The organism is Rathayibacter sp. AY1C9 (assembly GCF_002932315.1).
GTDB lineage: Bacteria > Actinomycetota > Actinomycetes > Actinomycetales > Microbacteriaceae > Rathayibacter.
The window spans coordinates 1-17,834 of record NZ_PSVZ01000009.1; the positions used below are offsets into that span (position 1 = coordinate 1).

Below are 17,834 nucleotides of genomic sequence, written 5' to 3' on the forward strand. Positions count from 1 at the left end.
CTCCCGATGTCGACCCGCCACCCCCTCGCTCTCCCCCCGAGCCGAACGATCGATCCGCGTGCCAGCGGATCGGTCTAGGCGGTCGCTCCCCGCTCTGCGAATCGCAGCCACCCTCTCCGGCCGACCGCGCCGAGCCCGGCGGGGACGGGCTCGGTATGAAACACCCTCGAGCCGAACGATCGATCCGCGTGCCACCGGATCGATCTAGGCGATCGCTCCCCGCTCTGCGAAACGTGACCACCCTCTCCGGCCGACCGCGCCGAGCCCGGCGGGGACGGGCTCGAAGGAAGATCAGCCGAGGCTCGCGACCCACTCCGAGCTGCCGTCGACGAAGGACTGCTCCTTCCAGATCGGCACCGACGCCTTGATGTCGTCGACCAGTGCCGCGCAGGCTTCGAAGGCCGCTGCGCGGTGGGCCGAGGCCACGGCGCAGGCGAGGGCGAGGTCGCCGACCACGAGGTCGCCGACCCGGTGCACGGCGGCGATCCGGACGTCAGGCCAGCGCTCGGCGATGCGGCGGGCGGAGGCGAGGAGTGCGGCGGGGGCGTCCGGGTGCGCCTCGTAGGACAGCCGGAGCACGCCGCGGCCCTCGTCGTGGTCGCGGACGACGCCCGCGAAGGTCACGACGGCGCCGTGCGTCGGGGAGTCGACCGCCTGCTCGCACTCGTCGACGGTGATGGCCTCGGCCGCGAGCCGGGCGAGGGCGACCGGCTCAGCGGGCATGGTCGCCGCCTCCGAGCTGGTCGAGCAGGTGCCCGATCACCGGGTCGAGCACGTCGATCCCGTCGCGGACGCCGCCGGGGGAGCCGGGGAGGTTCACCACGACGGTGCGGCCGCTGACGCCGGCGAGCCCGCGGCTGAGCACGGCGGTCGGGACGTGGGCGGCGCCCTTGGCGCGCACCGCCTCGGCGAGGCCGGGCAGGGGCCGCTCCAGGAGGGGGGCGGTCTGCTCCGGGGTGACGTCGCTCGGGGCGACGCCCGTCCCGCCGGTGGTCACGACCACGTCGACTCCGCTGCCGATCGCGTCGGCGATCGCCTCGCCCACCGCGTCGCCGTCGGCCACGACGACCACCCGGGACTCCCAGCCGCGGGTGGTGAACCAGGCCTCGAGCGCCGGTCCCGTCCGGTCCTCGTACACGCCGGAGGCGGCACGGGTGGAGGCGACGACCGCCACCGCCCGCCGCGTCACGGGGTTCCTCCGCTCGTCCACGAGCCGCTCCTCCCGCCCGCCTTCGCGAGCACACGGATACCGGTGATCGCGGCACCGCGATCGACCGCCTTGATCATGTCGTAGACCGTGAGGGCGGCCACGCTGACCGCGGTCAGCGCCTCCATCTCGACGCCGGTACGCCCGGTCGTGCGCACGCGCGCCTCGATCCGGACGCGGCCGTCCTGCGGCTCGAGGTCCACGTCGACGCCGTCCAGCGCGAGCGGGTGGCAGAGCGGGATGAGGGTCGAGGTCGCCTTCGCGCCGAGGATCCCGGCGATCCGCGCCACGCCGAGCGCTTCGCCCTTGGGCAGCTCGCCCTGCTCGAGGAGCCGCACCACCTCGGGCGAGGTCTCGACGTAGCCCTCGGCGACGGCGGTGCGCGCCGTGACCTCCTTCGCGCTCACATCGACCATGTGCACGGCTCCGTCGCCGCGCACATGGGTGAGCCGATCGCTCTCAGTCATCGATCCTCCAGATCTCGACCGTGTCGCCGGTCGCTGCGTGGTCCGTCCCGACGGGGACGTGGATGAGCACGGTGGAGCGGGCGTAGGACGCCAGCAGGTGCGAGCCGGGCCCGCCCACCGGGTGCACGAGGCCCTCGTCGTCGAGGACTCCGCGGCGGATCTGGTGCAGGTGCGCGGGCGAGTCGAGCGCCGTGCCGAGGCGCGCACGGAGCCGCGGCCGCTCGGCGGGCGTCCGTCCCGCGAGCGAGCGCAGCACGGGCCGGAGGAACACCTCGAACGAGACCAGGGCGCTCACCGGGTTCCCGGGAAGCGAGACGACCGGCAGGTGCAGCCCCTCGGCCACGCGCACGAGACCGAGGCCCTGCGGGCCGCCCGGCTGCATCTCGACGTGGCCGAACTCCGAGCCCGCCGGGCCGAGCGCGTCGCGGACGACCTCGTAGGCGCCCGCGCTGACACCGCCGACCGTGATCACCAGGTCGGCCGCGCCCGCGTGCTCCTCGAGCAGCGCCAGGAGGTCCTCGGCCCGATCGCTCGTGCATGCGGCGACGACGGGCAGCGCGCCCGCTTCGCGGACGGCCTCGGCCAGCAGGGCGCCGTTCGCGTCGTGGATCTGCGCCTCCTCGAGGACGGCGCCTGCGGGACGGATCTCGTTGCCGGTGGGGACGACGAGCACCCGGAGTCGCGGCAGCACCTCCGCCTCGGTCAGCCCGAGGGAGGCGAGGAGTCCGTAGTGGGCCGCGCGGAGGACCGTGCCGGCCGGGAGGGCGAGCTCGCCGCGGCGGGCGTCGCTGCCCCGGGCTCGGACGAAGGTCGCCGGCACCACCGGGTGCGCGAAGGCGACGCTGCCCTCCTCGGGGAAGCGCGGAGGATCGACGCGCTCGACCGGGACGACGGCGTCGGCCCCCACCGGCAGCGGCGAGCCGGTCATGATCGGTGTCGCCGTGCCGGGCTCGTGCCGCGGCGCCCGGTCGCCCGCGGGGATCGGCGCCGAGACGGGCAGGGCGACGGGATGCTCCGGCGCCGCCGCGTCGAGGTCGGCCGCCCGCACCGCGAAGCCGTCCATCTGCGAGTTGTCGAAGCGCGGCAGGTCGAGCGGGGAGTCGACGGAGCGGGCGAGGACCCGCCGGTCGTACGCGCCCGGATCGGCGGCGACGGCGGCCGGCTCCAGGCTCAGCGTCTCGCGGGCGCCCCGCGTGGCCAGCGGCGCGAGCAGCGCCCGCACCCGGGCGGCGTGCAGGTCGATCGAGGTCATCGTGTCCTCTCGCGAGCGGCGGAGCCCGACCGGCGGCGGGACCGAGTCCATCTTGCCGGGTCGCGCCCGGTTCCGCGGCGTAGTGTGAGCGGATGAGCACAGCACTGGGGATCCCGGGCTTCCGGCCCCGACAGCGCAGCGCGGTCCTCCCGGCCGACCGCCCCGCCACCCCGCTCCTCCTGGACACCTACGGGCGCGTCGCGGACGATCTGCGGATCTCGCTGACGGACAAGTGCAATCTGCGCTGCACCTACTGCATGCCGGCGGAGGGCCTTCCGTTCCAGCCGCCCGCGTCCCTGCTCAGCCGTGAGGAGATCCTCCGCCTCGCGCGCATCGCCGTGGAGCAGTTCGGCGTCCGCCAGATCCGCTTCACCGGCGGCGAGCCGCTCCTGCGCAAGGACCTCGTCGACATCATCCGCGACGTCGCCTCCCTCGACCCGCGCCCCGAGATCTCGCTCACCACGAACGCGATCGGCCTGTCGGGTCGGGCGGCGGCGCTCGCCGACGCCGGTCTGAACCGCGTCAACGTCTCGCTCGACTCCATCTGCGCCGAGACCTTCGCGAAGGTCACCCGTCGCCCGTTCCTCGACCGCGTGCTCGCGGGCATCGACGCGCTCGGTCCCGCCGGCCTGGACCAGACCAAGATCAACGCGGTGCTCCTGCCCGGGATCAACGACCACGAGGCCCCGGAGCTGCTCGCCTGGGCCCTCGCGGGAGGCCACCAGCTCCGCTTCATCGAGCAGATGGCGCTCGACGCCGACCACGGCTGGGACCGCGCGACCATGATCACCGCCGCGGACATCCGGGCGCTGCTCTCGGAGCGCTTCTCGCTCAGCCCGCACGCGGCCCCCCGTGACGGCGCCCCCGCCGAGCTCTTCGACGTCCGCGAGGCCGGGGGGTCCGAGGTGCTCGGCCAGGTGGGGATCATCGCGTCCGTCACCGAGAACTTCTGCGACGACTGCCGCCGCACCCGGCTCACCGCCGAAGGAGGTGTCCGCAGCTGCCTCTTCTCGAACGAGGAGACGGACCTGCTCGGCCCGATGCGCGCGGGCGCGGACGACCACGAGGTCGCCCAGCTCTGGCGCGGGGCGATGTGGGCCAAGCCCGCGGGACACGAGATGAACAGGGCGGGCTTCGTGCAGCCCGAGCGCACGATGAGCGCGATCGGCGGATGAGCATGCGGGTCCGCTACTTCGCGGCGGCCAAAGCCGCCCTCGGCCGTGGTTCCGACGAGCTCGACGAGGTGCCCGACCTGGGCGCTCTCGAGGAGAGACTCGTCGCCTCCGCGCCCTCGGCCGCCGACGTGCTCGCACGGTGCACCTACCTGGTCGACGGCGTGTCGACCGCGGACAGGGCCACGCCGCTGCGTCGCGATGCCGCGGTCGACGTCCTGCCGCCGTTCGCCGGCGGCTGACCCCGAAGAGCCCTCCGTGACGAGCCGTCCTCGACCGGACCGGTGCGTCCGCTCCGGGCGGTCCGCAGCAGGTGCGTCCGCGCTTCTGGAGGACGCTGCATCCCGAGGACGGACTGGTCCTGTCCCGCCGCACAGGGACCCGCGGGACGCCTCCCTCGGACCCGCGTGCGGCGGGGCAGGACCGGGTCAGCGGCCGATCCCGTGCGTCACGGGCACAGGACGTTGGTCATCGTGTCGAGCACGTTGCGGTTCTGCACGTCGAGGAATCCGAACGCCGAGGAGACTCCGGTGGCGACCAGCACGCCGCTGACGAAGGCCCTGCCGTCCCGGGTCACGTAGGCGTCCGGCGCGAAGATGGTGGCGTCGGAAGGCACACCGGAGGCGACGCGGATCTGCGGCTGCGTCCTGTCCGCGAACGCGCCGTACCGGACGAGAGCGCCGTTCTGGATCACGTCCACGACGTCACGGTTCTGTCGATCGCGGTAGGCGTCGGCACTGGTCACCCCGGTGGCGACCAGGATGCTGCTGTTGAAGAGGCGCCCGTCCGGCGTCAGGTGGTACGAGGGCGCCAAGGCCGTCGATCCTGCCGGAACGTTCCTGGCGTAGACCTGGTTCTTCGTGGAGGAGATGTAGCGGACGAGCTCCGAGCCGACGATCACGTCAATGACGTCGTTGTTGCTCTGGTCGCGGAAGGAGTCCGCGCTCGTCACTCCGGTGGTCACGAGGGCTCCGCCGGCGCGCCGCAGCTCGCCGTTCGGTGTGACGTAGAAGGCGGGCGCATGGACCGTCGATCCGGCCGGCACGCCGCTCCCGATGGCCTTCGGCGCGGCCTCTCCGGTGACGAAGCGGTAGAAGACGCCGTCGACGACGAAGTCGGCGACGTCGCGGTTCTGCTCGTCGCGGAAGCCCTGGACGCTGGTGACGCCGCGCGCGATCCGCCCCCCGCCGTGATAGAGCTCGCCCGACTCCGTCAGGTAGTACCGGGGTCCGACGGTCTTGGCTCCCGAGGGCACGTTGCCGTTCGACTCCGTCGTCGTCCGTCCGCCGTCGGTGACGTACCGGACGGCGGTCCCCGTGGTCGCGGTGGTGCTCGCGGTCGCCGTCGCGCCCGCGGCGCCGGAGACGGCGGAGAGGGTGATGCCGTTCTGCGCCACGTTCCCGGCCGTGACCGGGATGCTCACGCGTCCGTCCGCGCCGGTCGTCGCCCTGACGGTCTGCGCGCCGCCGCTGGTCAGGCCGGCGGGGAGAGTGATGGTGACCGTGTCGCCGGCAGCGGGAGCGCCGTTGGTCGTGGCGAGGACGGAGACCGTTCTCGTGGTGCAGGCGGGGAAGGAGTACGCCGGGGCGTCGAAGGCGAGGGTGAGGCCGGTGGACGCGGCGGCCGCGGGGGTCGCGACCGCCGCGGCGACGACGGGGACGGACCAGGCCGCACCCGACATGATCGTCCGCCGGGCGGGCCCCCGCCGGTCGAGTCGATCCGCGGTGGGAGGGAGCGCGAGTGCGCTGCCGTCGGGTCCAGGGCGTTGGTGTCCGTCATGGTGTTCCTTTTCTTTCTTTCGTGCGAGGGGTGGTGGACGCGCCGATCCTGCCGAACGTCCGGCCTCCGGTCGACGCGGAACGGGCCGCGACGAGGTTCCATGCCCGACCGTGGACGTTCCGTCGCGCCGCCGGACCGGGGGAGCCACTCAGGGCGCCTCCTCGCCGGGAGCCCGTCCGGCGCGGGGGACGCGGCGGCCCACGTCAGCTCGCGTCGTCGATCCGGCGGAGGGTCCGCTGCATGTGGATCCGCGAGCTGAAGCCGGCCGACCGCGCCACGCGGTCCAGGTCCGTCGCCGCCCGCGGGCCGGGCTCGTCGAGGAGGCGCTGCGCCTCGAAGGCCCGCGCGCGCTCGATCCGCTGACGAGGGGTGGTGCCGGCGGCCGAGAACGCCCGGTGCAGGTGGCTGACCGACACGCCGAGACTCTCCGCGAGCGTCTCCACCGTGAAGGAGCGGTCGCGGTAGTGCCGCTCGATCAGGCGCGTGCCGTTCGCGTACACGGCGGCGGGGGACCGGTCCTCCCGGTCGGAGGAGGGCAGCAGCGCCGAGAAGGCCGAGGCCAGGAGGTGCTCGCTCGCGATCTCGAAGTGCTCGAAGGCCGCGTCCGAGGGCTCGACGCCGAAAGTGAGGACGGTGTTCGCCGCACCGGTGAGTGCGCGCCAGTAGGCCTCGGGGAGGGCGAGGACCCGGTCCGTGAGCGAGGCGAACTCGCTCGCGCGGAGCACCGAGGGGCGCAGCTGCCACTCGAAGCGCGCCCACGGACTGAGCGCCGCCGCGTACTGCACCGTCGAGGCGCGGGTCACGAGAGCGCTGCCGGCCGGGAGCCGGTGGTCGCGGCCCCGGGCGGAGAGGCGGCCGGTCCCGTCGAGGCTGAAGAGCACGCGGAGCCTTCCGGGATGGGGGAGGACCTCGAACTCCCCGGTCTGCAGCCAGGCGCGGCTGAGGCTGAGGCGCGGCGAGACGATCGCGTCGCAGACGGCACCTCGCGGAAGGGGGCGCCGCGGAATCCAGCCGAGCCGACGCAGCCGCCTCTCGGCGGGACTCCAGACCTCGGGCATCACGCCTCCGCGCCGGGGTCGAGCGGGTCGGGAGGATCGAGCAGCGCCGCCTGCCGCGCGGAGTGCGGTGAAGGCGTCGGCATGGGTGCTCTCCTCGGAACGGTGGCCGCGAGCACGCCACCGCCGATCAGCTTCGGACACTGCTCCGCCCTGATCCGCGGAGAAGGACGGATCCTCTCCGCTGCGAGCACCGAACATCCCGGGTCGCCGATCGGCAGGGCGCTGGGTGCGCCTCACCCCTCCCGTTCCGCGGCGCACGCGGCCGCGGCGCGGGTCACCGCTCCCGCCACGACGCCATCCCGCCGTCGAGCGAGTCGGACGCCACGCCCGCCGCCGCCGCGCGCTCCGCCGCGAGACGCGATCGGACCCCGGAGGCGCAGTGCAGCACGAGCGGACCGGCCGGCAGAGCGACGGGGTCGAAGCGCGACATCGGCATCCGCACGGCACCGGGCACCGCGACGGTCCGGTCCTCGTCGTCCTCGCGGAGGTCGACGACGGTCGGGGGCGTCGGCCCGGCCAGCCGCTCCCGCAGCTCGGCCGCCGTGATCGAGCCCGCCGCGGCCCGCCGCTCCGGGACCGGCGGCACCCGCCGCTCGAGAGGGAGCTCGGCCCAGGAGGAGTCGAGGGCGTCGTGCACGAGGACGCGACCGAACAGCGGCTCGCCCGCCCCGGTCACGAGCTTCACGACCTCGGCCGCCATGGCCGAGCCGATCAGCGCGCAGAGCGCGCCCAGCACGCCCACCGTCGAGCAGCTGTCGCCCGCGTCCTCGGCCTCGGGGTGCAGCGCGCGCAGGGTCACCCCTCCGCCCGGGGCGCCGGCCCAGAAGGTCGAGAGCTGCCCGTCGAAGCCGAGTGCCGATCCCCACACGTGCGGGATCCCGGCGCGCGTCGTCGCGTCCGAGGCGAGGTAGCGCGCGCCGAAGGTGTCGAAGCCGTCGACCACGACGTCCCAGCCCGCCACCAGGGCGTCGACGTTGGCCGAGGTCAGCGACACCGGGAAGGCCCGGGCGTCGATGCCGGGGGAGAGCCGCCGCGCGGTCGCCGCCGCCGACTCCGCCTTCGACCGGCCCACCGAGGAGTCGTCGTGCGCCGTCTGCCGCGCCAGGTTCGAGAGCTCGACGACATCGCCGTCCACGATGCCGAGCCGCCCGATCCCGGCCGCGGCGAGCGCCGTGATCACCGGCGAGCCGATGCCGCCCGCGCCGAGGATCAGCACGCGCGCGTTCCGGAGGCGCCGCTGTCCGAGCTCCCCGAGGGGCGCCAGGCGGATCTGCCGGGCGAACCGCTCGCGCTCGGCGGCGGTCAGCGGCGGTCCGGGCTCGACGAGCGGGGTCATGGGAGCTCCTTCCTCCACTGGCCCTCGTGGGCGACGGGGGTGAAGCCGACGGCCTCGTTCACAGCGAGCATCGGTCGGTTCTCCTCGGCGTTCCAGGTGTAGACGGCCCGGCAGTCCGGGGCGGTCCCCACCGCATCGCCGATCGCGGTCAGGGCGAGGAAGTCGCTCCAGCCGTGGGCGCCCACGGCCTCGGGGATCGCGAGCTCGCGGATCCGGAGCGCCGGGTCGGAGGTGCGGTTCACCACCCCAGTGTGCACGTCCCGGCGCCCGCGGCGGCCTCCTGCGCCTGTTCCGGTGCGGGATCGCGGCGGTCCGTCGGCCGGTCGGGGCTCCGCCTCCCGGCCCGGCCGCGGCCGTCGGCTACCGTGGAGGCGTTGTGGACGGGAGCGAGGCGGCCGGGTGTACCTGAAGAGCCTGACCCTCAAGGGGTTCAAGTCCTTCGCTCAGCCGACCACGTTCGCCTTCGAGCCGGGGGTCACCTGCGTCGTCGGCCCCAACGGCTCGGGCAAGAGCAACGTCGTCGACGCGCTCGCCTGGGTGATGGGGGAGCAGGGGGCGAAGACGCTCCGCGGCGGCAAGATGGAGGACGTCATCTTCGCGGGCACCTCCACCCGCGGACCCCTCGGCCGCGCCGAGGTCGCGCTCACCATCGACAACTCGGACGGCGCCCTGCCGATCGAGTACACCGAGGTGACGATCACCCGGACCCTCTTCCGCAACGGCGGCAGCGAGTACGCGATCAACGGACGCGGCTGCCGGCTGCTCGACGTGCAGGAGCTGCTGAGCGACTCCGGTCTCGGGCGCGAGATGCACGTCATCGTGGGGCAGGGACAGCTCGACGCCGTGCTGCACGCGACCCCCGAGGAGCGGCGCGGGTTCATCGAGGAGGCCGCCGGGATCCTCAAGCACCGACGCCGCAAGGAGAAGACGCTCCGCAAGCTCGAGGCGATGCAGGCGAACCTGACCCGCCTCTCCGACCTCGCGGGCGAGATCCGGCGCCAGCTCAAGCCCCTCGGGCGCCAGGCCGAGGTCGCACGGCAGGCTCAGACGATCGCCGCCGTGGTGCGCGACGCCCGGGCGCGCCTGCTCGCCGACGACGTGGTCGAGCTCCGGACCGCTCTGGACGGCTTCGCCCGCACCGAGAGCGAGCGGCACAGCGAGCGGGTGGTCCTGCAGCAGCGGCTCGAGCAGGCGACGCTCCGGCGAGCGCGGATCGAGGCGGAGGTGGTCGGCGACGCGGTCGACGACGCCCGGCGCACCTCGTTCGAGCTGGAGTCGGTGCAGGAGCGGCTGCGCAACCTCTCGGCCCTCGCCGGGCAGCGGCTCGCGATGCTCGAGCTCGAGTCCGAGCAGCCGCAGATCCAGCCGCGCGTGACGCCGGCGCAGGTGGAGGAGGCGCGGGTCGAGTTGGAGCGCCTGCGGCAGGCCGTCCTCGACGCGGAGACGGCGTGGGTCCAGGCGCAGCGCACGACCGTCGCCGCCCGCTCCGCCCTCGACGCGGTCGACGAGGAGATCGCCGCGCAGGCGGCCCTCGTCTCGCGCTACGACCTCGAGCTCTCCACCCTCTCGGGGCAGGCCGACACCGCCGCCTCCCGTCTCGCGTCCGTCCGGGGCGAGGTCCTGCGCGCGCAGAACACCCTCGACGCGGCCGACCGGCGGAAGGAGGCGGCGCGGCGGGCGCTCGACGCTCTGGAGGCCGAGCTGGACGACGCGGGCCGTGGCCCCGACGGCGGCCTCGACGAGGGCTACGAGCTCGCCCAGTCCGCGGTCTCGGCCGCCGAGGCCGGAATCGAGCGGCTGCGCGAGGAGCTGCACGCCCTGGAGCGCGAGCGCGAGGCGCTGGCCGCCCGCACGGGTGCCCTGTCGCTGGCCCTCGACGTCTCGGACGGCTCGGCCGAGCTGATCGCCGCCCGGATCGAGGGGGTGCGCGGCCGGGTCGCCGAGCGGATCCAGGTGCGGCCGGGCTCCGAGGCCGCGATCGCCGCCGCCCTCGGCGCGGTCGCCGACGCCGTGCTGGTCGAGTCGACCACCCGGGCCGACGCGGCTCTGGACGCCGCGCTGGAGCGCGACCTCGGACGCGTCGAGCTGCTGGTCGCCGACGCCGCCCGGCCGTACGTCGCTCTCACCGTTCCCGAGGGGGCGGAACGCGCGGGCGACCTCGTCTCGGCGCCGGTCGGGGTCCTCTCGCTCCTCGAGCGCGTGCTCGTGGTCGAGGACCTCGCCGCGGCGCGGCGCCTGAGGGAGCGCATCGATCCGGGCACCGTCCTGGTCACCCGCGACGGCGCGACCGTCTCCGACGCCGTGCAGAGCGCCGGCTCCGGCGGGCAGCGCAGCCGGATCGAGCTCGTCTCCGAGCGCGACTCCGCCGCCGCCCGGCTGGAGGAGGTCGAGGGCGGGATCGACCGGCTCCGCTTCGAACTCGCCGAGCAGACCGGAGCGCTCCGCGGCGCGAAGGAGCAGGCCGCGAGCGCGCTCTCGGCCCTCCGCGAGCACGACGCCGCCCGTGCCGCCCACACCGAGCGGCTCGGCGGCGTGCGCGCCCAGCTCGAGGCGGCCACCGCCGAGCACGGCCGGGGCTCGAGGGCGCTGGCCGTCGCCTCGGACCGGGTCGGCGACGCCGAGCGCGCGGCCCAGGAGGCGAGGTCGGCGCTCGACGCCGCGCGCGCCAGGCCCCGGCCGGTGCTCGACGCGAGCGCGCGCGACGGTCTGCAGAGCGACGTCGACACCGCACGCGAGCGCGAGATCGAGGCGCGACTCGGCGTCGAGACCGCCAAGGAGCGGGTGCGGGCGGAGCAGTCCCGCGGGGAGGCGCTTGCCCGCCAGCTGGCCGCCGACCGCGCCGCGGCCGACGAGGCCGCGCGCCGCGCCGTGATCCGCCGTCGCCAGCGCGACGCCGCGGCCGAGGTGACCGCCGCGCTCCCCGCCGTCCTCGCCTCCGTCGACCGCTCCGTCCAGCAGGCCCGGGCCGAGCTCGTCGCGGCCGAGGCGGCGCGCTCGCAGCAGAACGCCGAGCTGCAGGGGCTCCGCCGCGAGGAGGGGAGCGTGCGCGACCGGCTCCAGTCCGTCACCGAGAGCGTGCACGGCCTCGAGCTGCAGATCTACGAGAAGAGGCTGCAGCTCACCGGTCTGCTCGAGCGCGCCGCGTCCGAGCTCGGGCTCGCCGAGGACGTGCTGGTGGAGGAGTACGGTCCCGGAGTCGGCGTCCCCGACGAGACGGACGAGGAGCAGGAGCCGCGGCCCTACGTCCGCGAGGAGCAGCGCCGCCGCCTCGAGAAGGCCGAGAAGCAGCTCGGGCAGCTGGGCCGCGTCAATCCGCTCGCGCTGGAGGAGTTCGCCGCGCTGGAGCAGCGGCACGCGTTCCTGACCGAGCAGCTGGCCGACCTCACCGGGACCCGGCGCGACCTGCTCACCATCATCGAGGAGCTCGACGAGACGATGCAGACCGTGTTCGCCTCCGCCTTCGACGACACGCAGGCGGCGTTCGCGGACGTGTTCCCCGTCCTCTTCCCCGGCGGCACCGGCAGCATCCGGCTGACCGACCCGGAGAACCTGCGCACCACCGGCATCGAGGTCGCGGTGCGGCCGGCCGGCAAGAAGATCGAGCGGCTGTCGCTCCTCTCCGGAGGGGAGCGCTCGCTCGCGGCCGTGGCGTTCATGGTCGCCATCTTCAAGTCGCGGCCGAGCCCCTTCTACATCATGGACGAGGTGGAGGCCGCTCTCGACGACGCGAATCTCGGCCGACTGCTCAGCATCTTCGAGGACCTGCGCACCTCGAGCCAGCTGATCGTCATCACCCACCAGAAGCGGACCATGGAGATCGCGGACGCCCTCTACGGCGTGTCGATGCGGCAGGACGGCGTCTCGGCCGTCGTCGGCCAGCGCGTCGCCGCGCCCCCGGCCTGAACCCGCCTCCCCGACCGCTCGGAGGCGCGCCCGCCGGTAGCCTGGACCCATGGCAGAACGCACCTCCTGGTCGCTCGGCCGCGCACTGCGCGGCCTGTTCGAGAAGCGCACGATCGACGACCAGACCTGGGACGACCTCGAGACGGCGCTGATCACCGCCGACTTCGGCCCCGACATCACCGAGGAGATCGTCGACGACCTCCGCGCCAAGGTCGCCCGCTACTCCACCACCGACCCGCGCGACCTGCAGCGGATGCTCCGCGAGTCCCTCGAGGAGCGCCTGTCGAAGTACGACACCACCCTCAAGCTCAGCGAGCGCCCCGCCGTGATCCTCGTGGTCGGCGTGAACGGCGTCGGCAAGACCACGACCATCGGCAAGTTCGCCAAGTTCCTCCGCAACTACGGCCGGAGCGTCGTGGTCGGCGCGGCCGACACCTTCCGCGCGGCGGCGGTCGACCAGCTCGCCACCTGGGCGCAGCGCGCCGACGCCCAGATCGTCCGCCCTCAGCAGGAGCGCCAGGATCCGGCGTCCGTCGCCTTCCAGACCGTGCAGTTCGCGAAGGACACCGGCGTCGAGATGGTCATCATCGACACGGCCGGCCGCCTGCACACCAAGGGCGGGCTGATGGACGAGCTCACGAAGATCAAGCGCGTCATCGAGAAGCAGGCCCCGATCTCCGAGATCCTGCTCGTGCTCGACGCGACGACCGGTCAGAACGGGCTGAGCCAGGCCGAGGCGTTCATCGAGCACGCGGGCGTCACCGGCCTGGTCATCACCAAGCTCGACGGCTCCGCGAAGGGCGGCTTCGTCCTCGCGGTCCAGGAGCGCACCGGCATCCCGATCAAGCTCGTCGGCCAGGGCGAGGGCATCGGCGACCTCACCGGCTTCACCCCCCACGTCTTCGCCCAGCAGCTCGTCAGCTGAGCGGCCCCGCTCGGGACGACGCGCCGGCGCCGTCCCGGTGGCGGGCTACACGGCCTGCGAGAAGCCCAGCGCCGCGTCGGCGAGGTGGCGCAGGTGCTCCGGGACCGGCAGCCCCTTCGACTCCATCGAGCGCGCCCAGAGCCGGCCGGCCCGGTAGGAGGAGCGGACCAGGGGCCCGGCGAGGACGCCGAGGAAGCCGATGTCCTCGGCCTCCTCCTTGATCGCCACGAACTCCTCCGGGTGCACCCAGCGGTCCACCGGCAGATGCCGCGGCGTCGGGCGGAGGTACTGCGTGATGGTCACGATGTCGGTGCCGGCGTCGTAGAGGTCCTGCAGCGCCTGCGAGATCTCCTCCCGCTCCTCGCCCATGCCGAGAATGAGGTTCGACTTCGTGATCAGCCCCGCCTCCCGGCCCTGGGTGAGCACGTCGAGCGAGCGCTCGTAGCGGAAGGCCGGCCGGATGCGCTTGAAGATCCGCGGCACCGTCTCGACGTTGTGGGCGAACACCTCCGGCTCCGCGTCGAACACCCGCTGCAGGTGCTCGGCGCGGCCGGTGAAGTCCGGGACCAGGATCTCGACCCCCGTGCCCGGAGCCTGGGCGTGGATCTGGCGGATGGTCTCGGCGTAGAGCCAGGAGCCCTCGTCGGGCAGGTCGTCGCGGGCGACTCCGGTGACGGTCGCGTAGCGGAGGTTCATCCGCGCCACGGACTCGCCGACGCGCCGGGGCTCGTCCGCGTCGTAGTCCGCGGGCTTCCCGGTGTCGATTTGGCAGAAGTCGCAGCGGCGGGTGCACTGGGCGCCCCCGATGAGGAAGGTCGCCTCTCGGTCCTCCCAGCACTCGAAGATGTTGGGGCAGCCCGCCTCCTGGCAGACGGTGTGCAGCTCCTCGCTCTTCACCAGCGACTGCAGCTGCCGGTACTCCGGGCCCATCGAGGCCTTCGTGCGGATCCACTCGGGCTTGCGCTCGATCGGCGTCTCGGCGTTGCGGATCTCCAGCCGCAGCAGCTTGCGGCCGCCGGCCTCGGCGCTCACGCGGCGACCTCCTCGATGCGGGCGGAGAAGGCGGGGGCCGCCTCCGAGAAGCGCGCCGCCACCCGCGCCCGCACCGCCTCCATGGGCGGAGCTTCGCCGCGCTCGCGCTCGAGCGTGGTCACTCCGGCGTCGGCGATGCCGCAGGCGACGATGCGGGCGTAGGGCTCGAGGCTGTTCGAGACGTTGAGGGCGAATCCGTGCATCGTCACGCCCGAGGCGACGCGGATGCCGATCGCGGCGATCTTGTCGGCGCCGCCGTCCCTCGGGATCCACACTCCCGAGCGCCCGTCGACGCGCCGCCCCTGCACGCCCAGGTCGTCGAGAGCGGCGATCAGCACGCCCTCCAGCGAGCGGACGTAGGCGACCACGTCGACGGGCTCGCCGAGCCGCACGATCGGGTAGCCGACGAGCTGCCCCGGGCCGTGCCAGGTGATCCGCCCTCCGCGGTCGACGTCGACCACGGGCGAGCCGTCGACCGGGCGCTCGTGCGCCTCGGTGCGCTTGCCTGCGGTGTAGACGGAGGAGTGCTCGCAGAGCACGAGGGTGTCCGGCCTCGAGCCCGCCACCACCTCGGCGTGCAGGCGGCGCTGCAGCTCCCAGCCGTCGGCGTAGTCCAGGGGTTCCGCGGAGTCGCCCGCCACCAGTGTCTCGATCACCGGGCCACCCTAGCCCTGTTCTTGGACCCGGACCAGTTAATCCGCTCCGCGGTGATCGCGCCGATCGCGAGCCGATCGGCGGCCCCGCCCGCCGACCCTCCGGGCCTCCGGTAGAATTCCGGGCATCATGGCTACTTTCGGCACCCTCTCCGATCGACTCGTCGAGACCTTCAAGAACCTCCGGACGAAGGGCAGGCTCTCCGCGTCGGACGTCGACGGCACCGTCCGCGAGATCCGGCGGGCCCTCCTTGACGCCGACGTCGCGCTGGAGGTCGTGAAGGAGTTCACCGGCAAGGTGCGCGAGCGCGCCCTCGGCGACGAGGTCAACAAGGCGCTCAACCCGGCCCAGCAGGTCGTCCAGATCGTCAACGAGGAGCTCGTCGCGATCCTCGGCGGGCAGTCGCGCCGGCTCGAGTTCGCCAAGCGGCCGCCGACCGTCATCATGCTCGCCGGCCTCCAGGGCGCGGGCAAGACGACCCTCGCGGGCAAGCTCGGCAAGTACCTCGGCAAGGACGGCCACACCCCGCTGCTCGTCGCCGCCGACCTCCAGCGCCCCAACGCCGTTCAGCAGCTGCAGGTCGTCGGCGAGCAGGCCGGAGTCGCGGTCTACGCGCCGGAGCCGGGCAACGGCGTCGGCAACCCGGTCAAGGTCGCCCAGAACGCGATCCGCTTCGCGACCGACAAGCAGTACGACACGGTCATCATCGACACGGCCGGACGCCTCGGCGTCGACGCCGACATGATGAAGCAGGCCGCCGACATCCGCCGCGTCACGAACCCCGACGAGGTCCTGTTCGTCATCGACGCGATGATCGGCCAGGACGCGGTCGCGACCGCCAAGGCCTTCCAGGAGGGCGTCGACTTCACCGGCGTCGTCCTCTCCAAGCTCGACGGCGACGCCCGCGGAGGCGCGGCGCTCTCGGTCGCCTCGCTCACCGGCCGCCCGATCCTCTTCGCCTCCACGGGTGAGTCGCTCGACGACTTCGAGCAGTTCCACCCCGACCGCATGGCGAGCCGCATCCTCGACCTCGGCGACGTGCTGACGCTCATCGAGCAGGCCCAGTCCGCGTTCGACGAGGACGAGGCGCGCAAGATCGCCGAGAAGATCATGGGGGACACGTTCACCCTCGACGACTTCCTCGGCCAGATGCAGCAGCTGCGCAACATGGGCTCGATCAAGAAGATGATCGGCATGCTGCCCGGCGCGAAGGGCATGCGCGAGCAGCTCGACCAGTTCGACGAGCGCGAGATCGTGCGCACCGAGGCGATCATCCAGTCGATGACGAAGGCGGAGCGGGTCAACCCGAAGCTGCTCAACGGCTCACGGCGCCTGCGCATCGCCCGCGGCTCCGGCATGACGGTCACGGACGTCAACCAGCTCGTCCAGCGCTTCGAGCAGGCCGCCAAGATGATGAAGACGGTCGCCAAGGGCGGCATGCCCTCGGTCCCCGGGATGGGCCCCGTGCCCGGCGCCGGCTACCAGGGCCGCCCGAAGCCGCAGAAGAAGAAGAGCAGCAAGTCCGGCAACCCCGCCAAGCGCGCGGCCGAGAACGCGGCGATCACCTCCGGGCCCCGCCCGGGCGACGCGGGCGGCTCCGGCTTCGGCCTGGGCGGCGGCGCCGGCAAGGGCGCCCAGCCCACGCCGGAGGAGCTCGAGCAGCTGCAGAAGCTCCTCGGGCGATGAGGCGGGTCGCGGCCGGACGCGCGGGCGGAATCCTCGTCCTCGCGGCCGTGCTCGGGCTCACCGGCTGCGCCGAGGGCTCCGGGGTCGACGCGATGACGGCGCCCTCCCCGGAGGACCTGGTCGGCCGCTGGGTGACGGGCGTCTCCTACGACGCGCCCGACGTGCCGTTCCTCCTGATCGCGGAGGACGGGACCTGGACGGGCTCCGACGGCTGCAACGGCGCGCAGGGCGAGTGGTCGATCGACCAGGAGGGCGCCCTCACCGTCTCGGCCGGGCCGAGCACGCTGATCGCCTGCGACGGCGTCGCACTGCCGATGATCTTCTCGGAGGCGGCGATGGCCTCGATCGACGGCGGACGGCTCCGCCTGTTCGACGACGAGGGGGCCACCGTCGTCAAGCTCGCCCGCTCCACGAGCGACGAGGCGCCCTCGGCGTCGCCGGACCCGGCGGGGGAGTAGCGCGCCGTCCCTCCGCGGGCCGCAGCGGGGATCCCCGTGAGGCGCACCGCTCGCTAGCGTGAGGGCATGACAACCGCACACGCGCGCCCCGTCCGCATCGGCGTCCAGATCGCACCGCAGCACGTCCCCTACGAGGTCATCCGCGACACGCTCGCCGAGCTCGAGGACCTCGGCGTCGACATCGCCTTCAACTGGGACCACTTCTTCCCGCTCTCAGGAGAGCCGAACGGCCTGCACTTCGAGGGCTGGAGCATGCTCGCGGCCTGGGCCGAGCAGACCAGCCGCATCGAGTTCGGCCCGCTGGTCACCTGCAACAGCTACCGGAACCCCGACCTCCTCGCCGACATGGCGCGCACGGTCGACCACATCAGCGCCAAGGGCGCCGAGGGCCGTCTGATCTTCGGCATCGGCTCGGGCTGGTTCGAGCGCGACTACGAGGAGTACGGCTACCAGTTTGGCACTCCCGGCTCCCGCCTCGACGAGCTCTCCGAGGCGATGCCGCGCATCCGCAGCCGGTGGTCGATGCTCAACCCGGCGCCCACCCGCGACATCCCGGTGATGATCGGCGGCGGCGGCGAGAAGAAGACGCTGCGGATCGTCGCCGAGCACGCCGACTTCTGGCACAGCTTCTCGGACGTCCCGACGCTCGAGCGCAAGCTCGGCGTGCTCTCGGAGTGGTGCAGCCGCGTCGACCGCGACCCGGCGGCGATCGAGATCTCGACCGGCGCGAGCGTGCGCGGCGGTGTCGGCGACGCCTCCTTCGACGTGCTCGACCAGCAGTACGAGCTGGGCGCCCGCCTGTTCACGCTCGGCATCACCGGTCCGGACATCGACCTCGCGCCCGTGCGCGACCTGCTCGGCTGGCGCGACGGCCGGAACAGCACCGCGCGCTGACCCGGCGGGGC

General features: G+C 73.7%; 17 protein-coding genes. 7 read left to right on the plus strand and 10 right to left on the minus strand.

Translation table 11 applies throughout. The features are described 5' to 3' along the window. Positions 1 to 291 precede the first annotated feature (291 nt). The 4 genes from C5D09_RS08160 to glp are packed head-to-tail and all read right to left on the minus strand — an operon-like array spanning position 292 to position 2,926. A complete protein-coding gene (locus C5D09_RS08160) occupies positions 292 to 723 on the minus strand; it encodes a molybdenum cofactor biosynthesis protein MoaE (RefSeq protein WP_104226891.1) in 432 nt (143 codons plus the stop codon). Beyond that, positions 713 to 1,210: a molybdenum cofactor biosynthesis protein B gene (locus C5D09_RS08165; protein ID WP_244229433.1), complete on the minus strand. Its 498-nt coding sequence runs from the start codon at positions 1,208 to 1,210 to the stop codon at positions 713 to 715. Before C5D09_RS08165 ends, C5D09_RS08160 begins: the two co-directional genes overlap by 11 nt. Beyond that, a complete protein-coding gene (gene moaC / locus C5D09_RS08170) occupies positions 1,186 to 1,674 on the minus strand; it encodes a cyclic pyranopterin monophosphate synthase MoaC (RefSeq protein WP_104232482.1) in 489 nt (162 codons plus the stop codon). The genes C5D09_RS08165 and moaC overlap by 25 nt, the downstream gene beginning before the upstream one ends. Further along, entirely contained in the window at positions 1,667 to 2,926 is a 1,260-nt protein-coding gene (glp, locus tag C5D09_RS08175; RefSeq protein ID WP_104269101.1) for a gephyrin-like molybdotransferase Glp, read from the minus strand. Before glp ends, moaC begins: the two co-directional genes overlap by 8 nt. Before the next feature lie 92 nt (positions 2,927 to 3,018). Between glp and moaA the strand changes: the two genes are divergently transcribed. Continuing rightward, entirely contained in the window at positions 3,019 to 4,101 is a 1,083-nt protein-coding gene (moaA, locus tag C5D09_RS08180) for a GTP 3',8-cyclase MoaA (protein WP_104226889.1), read from the plus strand. Further along, a complete protein-coding gene (locus tag C5D09_RS08185) occupies positions 4,098 to 4,340 on the plus strand; it encodes a MoaD/ThiS family protein (protein WP_104269056.1) in 243 nt (80 codons plus the stop codon). Before moaA ends, C5D09_RS08185 begins: the two co-directional genes overlap by 4 nt. 206 nt (positions 4,341 to 4,546) lie before the next feature. Here the strand turns inward: C5D09_RS08185 and C5D09_RS08190 are convergent, their stop codons facing one another. The 4 genes from C5D09_RS08190 to C5D09_RS17940 form a co-directional block, all read right to left on the minus strand. Beyond that, on the minus strand, positions 4,547 to 5,779 hold the full coding sequence (locus tag C5D09_RS08190) for a hypothetical protein (RefSeq protein WP_104269057.1): 1,233 nt from the start codon (positions 5,777 to 5,779) through the stop codon (positions 4,547 to 4,549). A gap of 301 nt (positions 5,780 to 6,080) precedes the next feature. Beyond that, on the minus strand, positions 6,081 to 6,935 hold the full coding sequence (locus tag C5D09_RS08195; RefSeq protein ID WP_104269058.1) for an AraC family transcriptional regulator: 855 nt from the start codon (positions 6,933 to 6,935) through the stop codon (positions 6,081 to 6,083). A 274-nt stretch (positions 6,936 to 7,209) separates the two neighbouring features. After that, on the minus strand, positions 7,210 to 8,271 hold the full coding sequence (locus tag C5D09_RS08200; RefSeq protein WP_104226886.1) for a ThiF family adenylyltransferase: 1,062 nt from the start codon (positions 8,269 to 8,271) through the stop codon (positions 7,210 to 7,212). Beyond that, positions 8,268 to 8,513 (minus strand): hypothetical protein, encoded by a 246-nt coding sequence (locus C5D09_RS17940; protein WP_146080865.1) that lies wholly within the window; start codon positions 8,511 to 8,513, stop codon positions 8,268 to 8,270. Before C5D09_RS17940 ends, C5D09_RS08200 begins: the two co-directional genes overlap by 4 nt. A 157-nt stretch (positions 8,514 to 8,670) precedes the next feature. Between C5D09_RS17940 and smc the strand changes: the two genes are divergently transcribed. Further along, on the plus strand, positions 8,671 to 12,174 hold the full coding sequence (smc, locus tag C5D09_RS08210) for a chromosome segregation protein SMC (RefSeq protein ID WP_104269059.1): 3,504 nt from the start codon (positions 8,671 to 8,673) through the stop codon (positions 12,172 to 12,174). Between the two features lie 49 nt (positions 12,175 to 12,223). After that, positions 12,224 to 13,099 (plus strand): signal recognition particle-docking protein FtsY, encoded by an 876-nt coding sequence (gene ftsY / locus C5D09_RS08215; protein WP_104223920.1) that lies wholly within the window; start codon positions 12,224 to 12,226, stop codon positions 13,097 to 13,099. Positions 13,100 to 13,144: 45 nt separating this feature from the next. On the opposite strand, the gene lipA is transcribed toward ftsY, so the two are convergent. Together lipA and lipB are read right to left on the minus strand one after the other, a co-directional pair. Further along, positions 13,145 to 14,131, minus strand: a complete 987-nt coding sequence (gene lipA, locus C5D09_RS08220) for a lipoyl synthase (RefSeq protein WP_104226884.1) — start codon at positions 14,129 to 14,131, stop codon at positions 13,145 to 13,147. Next, positions 14,128 to 14,787, minus strand: a complete 660-nt coding sequence (gene lipB, locus C5D09_RS08225) for a lipoyl(octanoyl) transferase LipB (RefSeq protein ID WP_104269060.1) — start codon at positions 14,785 to 14,787, stop codon at positions 14,128 to 14,130. Before lipB ends, lipA begins: the two co-directional genes overlap by 4 nt. 127 nt (positions 14,788 to 14,914) lie before the next feature. On the opposite strand from lipB, the gene ffh reads away from it, so the two are divergent. From ffh to C5D09_RS08240, 3 genes are all read left to right on the plus strand, one after another. Next, complete coding sequence (gene ffh / locus C5D09_RS08230; protein WP_104269061.1) at positions 14,915 to 16,471, plus strand: signal recognition particle protein; 1,557 nt, start codon at positions 14,915 to 14,917, stop codon at positions 16,469 to 16,471. After that, on the plus strand, positions 16,468 to 16,929 hold the full coding sequence (locus tag C5D09_RS08235) for an META domain-containing protein (protein WP_104260572.1): 462 nt from the start codon (positions 16,468 to 16,470) through the stop codon (positions 16,927 to 16,929). Before ffh ends, C5D09_RS08235 begins: the two co-directional genes overlap by 4 nt. Before the next feature lie 66 nt (positions 16,930 to 16,995). Further along, a complete protein-coding gene (locus C5D09_RS08240; RefSeq protein WP_104269062.1) occupies positions 16,996 to 17,823 on the plus strand; it encodes an LLM class F420-dependent oxidoreductase in 828 nt (275 codons plus the stop codon). Positions 17,824 to 17,834: the final 11 nt, after the last annotated feature.